Raw genomic sequence first — 7,347 nt, forward strand, 5'->3', positions numbered from 1 at the left:
CTCCCAGCCCCTCCGTCCCCCTCCGACCGGCGACTTCTTAGCCCGGACGGCCCCCTGGTCACCGGTCCGGGTGAGCGGCCCACCGGACTCCTCCCAATAATCGGAACCCATAGTTCCGTCACAGGAGGCCTCCGTGAACACGCTCCTCGGCCGCCGGTCCCGCACCCTGGCCGCCACCACCGCGAGCGCCGCACTCGTCCTCGTGGCCGGCTGCACGTCGAGCGACAGCGGCGGCAGCGGTTCGAAGACCGCCGCCGGTGGCGTCGAACTCGTCAAGGCCGGTCAGCTCACGACCTGCACGCACCTGCCCTACCCGCCCTTCCAGTCCGAGATCGACGGCAAGGTGCAGGGCTTCGACGTCTCCCTCATCGACCTGGTCGCCAAGAACCTCGGCGTGAAGCAGACGATCCTCGACACCCCCTTCGAGAACTTCAAGACCGGCGCCTTCCTCAACGCCGACGAGTGCGACCTGGCCGCCGCCGGCATGACCATCACCGCCGAGCGCAAGAAGAACGTCGACTTCTCCGACCCGTACTTCGACGCCACCCAGGCCGTCCTCGTCGACAAGAAGAGCGGGATCACCTCCCTCGCCGATGTGAAGACCAAGGGCAAGAAGCTCGGCGCCCAGGCGCAGACCACAGGCGAGGACTACGCCAAGAGCAAGGGCTTCGACCCCGTCTCCTTCGAGTCCTCCGACGCCGTCCTCAACGGCCTGCGCACCGGCCAGGTCCAGGCCGTCATCATCGACTACCCGGTCGTCCAGGGCTGGCTCAAGACCAAGGCCAACGCCGACGCCTTCACGGTCGTCGACAACCTCAACACCGGTGAGCAGTACGGCTTCACGGTCAAGAAGGGCAACACGAAACTCCTCGCCGCCATCAACAAGGCCATCAAGGACGCGAGGGCCGACGGCACGTACAAGAAGCAGTACGAGAAGTGGATCGGTCCGTACGACGCCTTGGCCGCCTCGCCCTCGCCCTCGGCCTCATGACCGACCTGCAACTCCAGCCGAAGGCAAAGGGCCTGACCCGCCGTCAGCGGCGCAGGCTGTCCCAGGGCGCGCAGTACGCCGTGTTCCTCGCCGCCGTGATCGCCTTCGCGGTCACCGCCGACTGGGGGCGCCTGAAGAACCAGTTCGCGCAGTGGAGCATCGCCAAGCAGATGTTCCCGGACGTCATCACGCTCGCCCTCAAGAACACCGTGCTCTACACCCTGTCCGGCTTCGTCTTCGGGCTCGTCCTCGGCATGGTCGTCGCGCTGATGCGGCTGTCGTCGGTCGGGCCGTACCGCTGGCTCGCCGGAATCTACATCGAGATCTTCCGCGGCCTGCCCGCCCTGCTGATCTTCATCTTCGTCGGCGTCGCCGTGCCACTCGCCTTCCCGGGCACGGAGATCGTCGGCGGTACGTACGGCAAGGTCGCCCTCGCGCTCGGCCTGGTGTCGGCCGCGTACATGGCGGAGACGATCCGCGCGGGCATCCAGGCGGTGCCCAAAGGGCAGTTGGAGGCGGCCCGTTCGCTCGGGTTCTCGCAGGCGCGGGCCATGGTGTCGATCATCGTCCCGCAGGCGTTCCGGATCATCCTGCCGCCCCTGACCAACGAACTCGTCCTCCTCTTCAAGGACTCCTCGCTGGTCCTGTTCCTCGGCGTCACCCTGGAGGAACGCGAACTGTCCAAATACGGAAGGGACTTGGCGAGTACGACGGCCAACTCCACGCCGATCCTGGTGGCGGGCCTGTGCTATCTCCTCGTCACGATCCCGCTGAGCTTCGTGGTGCGCCGGATGGAGACGAAGACGGGGGAGGCGGTCCGGTGACGACTCCACCGACGACTCCGCCCGAGAGGCCGGAGATCGAAGTCCGGGGCCTGCACAAGTCGTTCGGCACCAACGAGGTGCTGCGCGGCATCGACCTGGAGATCGGCCAGGGCGAGGTGGTGTGCGTCATCGGCCCCTCCGGCTCCGGCAAGTCGACCCTCCTGCGCTGCGTGAACCTGCTCGAAGAACCCACCGAGGGACGGGTGTTCGTCGGCGGCACCGAGATCACCGACCCGGATGTGGACATCGACGCCGTACGCCGCCGTATCGGCATGGTCTTCCAGCAGTTCAACCTCTTCCCGCACCTGTCCGTCACCGAGAACCTCACCCTGCCCCAACGCCGGGTCCTGCGCCGGGACAAGACGCAGGCCGCCGAGGTCGCCGCCGAGAACCTGCGCCGCGTAGGCCTGTCCGAGAAGGCCACCGCCTACCCCGCCTCCCTCTCCGGCGGACAGCAGCAACGCGTCGCGATCGCACGGGCGTTGGCGATGGGCCCCGAGGTGATGCTCTTCGACGAACCGACCTCGGCACTCGACCCCGAACTGGTCGGGGACGTACTGGCGGTCATGCGGATGCTCGCGGACGAGGGCATGACGATGATGGTCGTCACCCATGAGATGACGTTCGCGCGCGAGGTGGCCGACCGGGTCGTGTTCATGGACGGCGGAGTGATCGTCGAGGACGGCACCCCGGACCGGGTCATCGCGAACCCCTCACACGAACGCACCCGCCACTTCCTGTCCCGCCTGCTGGACCCGGCGATGGCTGAAGTATCGGACGAGGAAAGCGCCCCCTGAGACGACGTCGGTTTGCCTAACGCAGTTGGGGCAGGTAGGTGCCGGGAGTCTGGCCTGTGACCCGGCGGAACGCGGCGATGAACGCGCTGGGTTTGCGGTAGCCGACCGCCCGGGCGGTGGCGTTGACCGAGGTACCGTCGGCCAGCATCGAGATGGCGGCGCGGATGCGGACGTGGGCGCGCCAGGTGGCGAAATTGAGCCCTGTCTCGGCGCGGAACAGCCGAGACAGCGTGCGGGCGCCGGCATGGACGTAGTCGGCCCAGGCTGTGAGATCGCGCTGGTCGTCCGGGCGGGCGATGAGTTGTTCGGCGATCGTGCGGGCCCGGGAGTCGACGGGCATCGTGACGTGGATGTGATGCGCGGGCAGCGGGGTGAGCAGTTTGAACATGAGCGCCTCGGCGGCCGGACGGCTGTGGTCGTCGGGAGCGATGTGGTGCAGGTGGGCGATGATCTCGCGCAGCAGCGGCCCGACGGTGAAGCACGTGGGCTCGGTCCAGGTGATGGGGCAGTTGTCGGCGGCGAAGGTGATGGTCAACATCTCGCCCGGGTGCAGCACGGCGCCGGAGTGCTCGATGCCGCCGGGCACCCAGAGCCCGTAGCCGGGCGGGATCAGCCAGTCACGACGGGCGACGGTACCCATCAACGTCGCGGTCGAGCTCCACGTGAGCATCGGTTCGGGGTGCGAGTGCAGGTGCAGCAGCTCGTGGTCCTGGGCGGTGTCGCGGTCAATGCACAGGATGGGCGAGGCCGCCGGCCCCGTCGTCGTCGAAGTCGCTCCCGCGCGTGCCGAGTCGGTGGTGTCCGTCGGCCGGGACTTCTCCGGCGAACCGCTCGCGGTCCGCCCTGCGGGGTTGGCCGGTTCGGGGTATCGATTGGCCTCTACGCGCACATCGGCCAGCCTAACTTAGGCATGGCTGACTTGAGGAGTGCGTGACTGATGAACGATGTGGTGATCGAGGCCGAGGGCCTGGTGAAGCGCTACGGACCGACCGAAGCGCCGGCCGGGCATGACGTGGTGCGCGAGACGAAGGCGGTGCGGGTATGACCGTCTCCGCCGAGCCGTTCTCGCCTGCTCTACGCCGATCGGTGGGGGTGGTGATGATCGGCGCGTCGCTGTCGTTTCTGGACTCGACGATCGTCAACGTCGCCGTGCACACACTCTCGGTCGACCTGCACGCCGGGCTGGGGACGGTGCAGTGGGTGGTGACCGCCTACCTGCTCGCGCTCGCGGCGGTCATCCCCGCTACCGGCTGGGCGGCCCGCCGCTTCGGCGCCGCCCGGCTGTATGTCGCCGCACTGGTGGTCTTCACCGTCGGCTCGGTGCTGTGCGCGTGCTCGCAGAGCGTGGGGATGCTGATCGCCTCCCGGGCGGTGCAGGGCGTCGGTGGCGGGGCGATCATGCCGGTCGGCACGATGATCTGGACCGCGCGGTCCTCCAAGGCGCAGATGGGGAGGGTGATGAGCCTGATCGCGATACCGATCATCCTCGCCCCGACACTCGGACCCCTGATCGGAGGTCTGCTCATCCAAGGCATCGACTGGCGGGCGATCTTCTGGCTCAACGTCCCCGTCGGCGTCGTCGGTATCGTGCTCGCCCTGCGGCTCCTGCCCATGGGAAAGGGAGGCGACGCGGGACGGCTGGATGTGACCGGCCTGATCCTGGCCTCCACCGGGATCGTGGGTATCACCTACGGCCTGGCAGAACTCGGCGACACCGCTGGGCTGGACACTGGGCTGGACACGGCCGCGCTCGTCGCGCTGCTGGTCGGACCGGCCGCCTTGGTCGGCTTCGTCGTCCACGCCCTGCGAACGAAGCGACCGCTGCTCGACGTCCGGCTGTACGCCGGCCGGGCGTTCACCGCCGCCTCGGTCGCCCAGTTCGCACTCGGCGCCGCGAATTTCGGCGGGATGATCCTCATGCCGCTGTACTTCCAGACCGTCCGCGGCGAGGGCGTGATCGTCGCCGGGCTCCTGCTCGCACCGACCGGGCTCGGCGCACTGCTCTCGGCGCCGTTCATCGACCGCTACGGCGCCGGGATCACCTCCTTCACGGGCGCCGCCGTCCTGGTGGTCTCGACCATCCCGTTCGTGTTCCTGACCGCCACCACCCCCTATCTGCTGCTGTGTCTCGTCATGGTCGTCAGAGGCATCGGGTTCGGCCTGTCGATCATCCCGGCGATGACCGCCGCCTACCAGGCCCTGCCGCCGGACAAGATCCCCGACGCCACCCCGCAACTCAACGTCCTCCAACGCGTCGGCGGCGCGATCGGCACCGCCGTGCTCACCGTCGTCCTCAGCGATCAGCTCCGCCACCACCCCACGCCTGCCGGGCAGGCCGACGGCTTCGGGACCACGTTCCTATGGGTGCTCGCCATCACGATCGCCGCCGCCGTCCCGACCATCGTGCTCGCCCACACCGAACACCGAGCCCGTCGCCGCGCCAACGCGTCCAAGTCCGGAGAGACCGCCGACGCCGGCCCCTGACACCCAGCTCACCGGCGCTCGTCCGGGCGCGGGGCTGTGTCGATCTGTGGCTCCGTGGCGTGGTCGCGACCAGCCACGACGGACCCGCACCCGACGAACTATCGTGCGTGCCATGAGCGATCAACCGGTGCTGCACATGAAGGGCCGAGTCCTGGTGGGCCCCGAGGACATCCGTGACGAACTCTGGGTGATCGACGGCCGCATCTCCTACGACCGTCCCGTCGATGCCCGCGACATCCGTGGAGTCGAAGGCTGGGCCCTCCCCGGTCTGGTCGACGCCCACTGCCATGTGGGCCTCGGCACCCACGGCCCCGTCGACAAGGACACCGCCGAAACGCAGGCCCTCACCGACCGCGACGCCGGCACCCTGGTGCTGCGCGACGCGGGTTCGCCCTCCGACACCCGCTGGATCGACGACCGCGAGGACCTCCCGAAAATCATCCGCGCGGGCAAGCACATCGCGCGCACCCGCCGCTACATCCGCGACTTCGCCCACGAGATCGAGCCCGACGAACTCGTCGCATACGTCGCCCAGGAGGCCCAACGAGGCGACGGCTGGGTCAAGTTGGTCGGCGACTGGATCGACCGCGACCTCGGCGACCTGTCCGCCTGCTGGCCGCGGGAGGCGGTGGAGGCGGCCATCGCCGAGGCCCACCGGCTCGGCGCGCGCGTCACCGCGCACTGCTTCGCCGAGGACGCGCTGCGCGACCTGGTCGAGGCGGGCATCGACTGCATCGAGCACGCCACCGGCCTCACCGAGGATCTCATCCCGCTGTTCGCCTCGCGGGGCGTCGCGATCGTGCCGACCCTCGTGAACATCGCGACCTTCCCGCACCTTGCCGCGGGCGGCGAGACCAAGTACCCGACCTGGTCCGCCCACATGCTCAGGCTCTACGACCGGCGCTACGACACCGTGCGCGCCGCCTACGACGCGGGCGTCCCGGTGTACGTCGGGACCGATGCCGGGGGGTCGTTGGCCCACGGCCTGGTCGCCGCCGAGGTCGCCGAACTCGTCACCGCCGGCATCCCGGCCGTAGAGGCGCTGTCGGCGACCGCCTGGGGCGCGCGGCGGTGGCTCGGGCGGCCCGGGCTCGAAGAGGGGGCGCCGGCGGACTTCGTCGTCTACGACACGGACCCGCGCGCCGATGTGCGCGTGCTGGCGTCGCCGCGGCGGGTGGTGCTGAACGGGCTGGTGGTCGAATAGTCGCCAGGCGATTCGAATACGTTCACGGAAAAACCACGATGGGGTGAAGTGACGCGGGATCGCTGACGGTTCACTCGTCGTGGGTAATTCTTACCGGGTCCCAAGCATGTCTCTTCTGGGGGTCCCACACCTTGAACGGCACCAACTTCCGCATGCCCGCACGCCGTTGGGCCACCGTCGCCACGGCAACCGCCCTCGCCGCCGGTCCCGTGGCGCTGGTCGGCGCGGGTTCCGCCCACGCGACCACCGACCAGGGTCGTGCTAGCGCCGTCGTGCTGCGCACCGGGCTCGACGTGTCCCTGCTCAACAAGACCGTGGACGTCCCGCTCGCGGTCTCACTCAACGAGGTCCAGGCACCGCAGAGCGCCGAAAAGACCGCGCTCACCGCCCAGTTGGACGGGGTGAACGGTGGGCAGCCCTTCAGCGTGCTCAGCGCGGACGTCGCCACGGCGAAGGCGACTGTGTCCGCGACGAAGGCCGAGGGGTATACGAACCTCGCCCATGTGCGGCTCCACGTTCCCGGGCTGCCGTTGCTCTCGCTCATCGAGGTCGACGCGGTCACGTCGAAGGCGACGTGCGAGGCGGGGAGGGCGCCCGTCGCCACGTCGCATCTGCCGGGGGCGGTGACGGTGCTCGGCAAGCGGATCACGGTGACCGCCAGTGGTCCTACGGAGGTTCAGGTGCCCGGGGTCGGTTCGGTGCGCCTCGATCTGTCCAAGACGTCGACCACGTCCCGTACGGCCGCCGCGACCGCGCTCGAACTCAAGGTCTCCGTCAACCCGTTGAATCTGAACGTCGCCGACGTGGAGGGGACGTTGACGTTGGCGAAGGCGACCTGTGAGGCACCCGAGGTCGCCTCGACGCCGTCCGCTGCCCCCGCGCCCGATGTGAAGCCGCAGGGTGCTCCGGCGGAGGCGGGGTTGGCCGAGACGGGGGGTAGCTCGATGACGCCGTACATCGCGGGTGGGGCGGTGTTGTTGCTGGCGCTGGGCGGGGGTGCGGTGCTGACAGCGCGCCGCCGCCGAAGCTGAGGCAACTACCTTGCCC

7 protein-coding genes are annotated in these 7,347 nt (G+C 69.2%); 6 read left to right on the forward strand and 1 reads right to left on the reverse strand.

From position 1 onward, the window contains the following. The first annotated feature begins 133 nt into the window (after positions 1–133). From ACNFOC_RS47670 to ACNFOC_RS47680, 3 genes are read left to right on the forward strand one after another with little or no spacing between them, the layout of a single operon-like run. Complete coding sequence (locus tag ACNFOC_RS47670) at positions 134–991, forward strand: transporter substrate-binding domain-containing protein (protein ID WP_416965247.1); 858 nt, start codon at positions 134–136, stop codon at positions 989–991. Beyond that, positions 988–1,815, forward strand: a complete 828-nt coding sequence (locus tag ACNFOC_RS47675; protein WP_416965248.1) for an amino acid ABC transporter permease — start codon at positions 988–990, stop codon at positions 1,813–1,815. Before ACNFOC_RS47670 ends, ACNFOC_RS47675 begins: the two co-directional genes overlap by 4 nt. Then, on the forward strand, positions 1,812–2,612 hold the full coding sequence (locus ACNFOC_RS47680) for an amino acid ABC transporter ATP-binding protein (protein WP_416965249.1): 801 nt from the start codon (positions 1,812–1,814) through the stop codon (positions 2,610–2,612). Before ACNFOC_RS47675 ends, ACNFOC_RS47680 begins: the two co-directional genes overlap by 4 nt. A 16-nt stretch (positions 2,613–2,628) precedes the next feature. On the opposite strand, the gene ACNFOC_RS47685 is transcribed toward ACNFOC_RS47680, so the two are convergent. Continuing rightward, complete coding sequence (locus ACNFOC_RS47685; protein WP_416965250.1) at positions 2,629–3,501, reverse strand: helix-turn-helix domain-containing protein; 873 nt, start codon at positions 3,499–3,501, stop codon at positions 2,629–2,631. A 152-nt stretch (positions 3,502–3,653) separates the two neighbouring features. On the opposite strand from ACNFOC_RS47685, the gene ACNFOC_RS47690 reads away from it, so the two are divergent. From ACNFOC_RS47690 to ACNFOC_RS47700, 3 genes are all read left to right on the forward strand, one after another. Further along, positions 3,654–5,096 (forward strand): MDR family MFS transporter, encoded by a 1,443-nt coding sequence (locus ACNFOC_RS47690; RefSeq protein WP_416965251.1) that lies wholly within the window; start codon positions 3,654–3,656, stop codon positions 5,094–5,096. Positions 5,097–5,208: 112 nt separating this feature from the next. Further along, on the forward strand, positions 5,209–6,300 hold the full coding sequence (locus ACNFOC_RS47695) for an amidohydrolase family protein (RefSeq protein WP_416965252.1): 1,092 nt from the start codon (positions 5,209–5,211) through the stop codon (positions 6,298–6,300). A 131-nt stretch (positions 6,301–6,431) separates the two neighbouring features. Next, complete coding sequence (locus ACNFOC_RS47700) at positions 6,432–7,331, forward strand: SCO1860 family LAETG-anchored protein (RefSeq protein WP_416965253.1); 900 nt, start codon at positions 6,432–6,434, stop codon at positions 7,329–7,331. Positions 7,332–7,347 lie beyond the last annotated feature (16 nt).

Origin of the sequence: Streptomyces colwelliae (genome assembly GCF_048158785.1) — a bacterium.
Classification (GTDB): domain Bacteria; phylum Actinomycetota; class Actinomycetes; order Streptomycetales; family Streptomycetaceae; genus Streptomyces.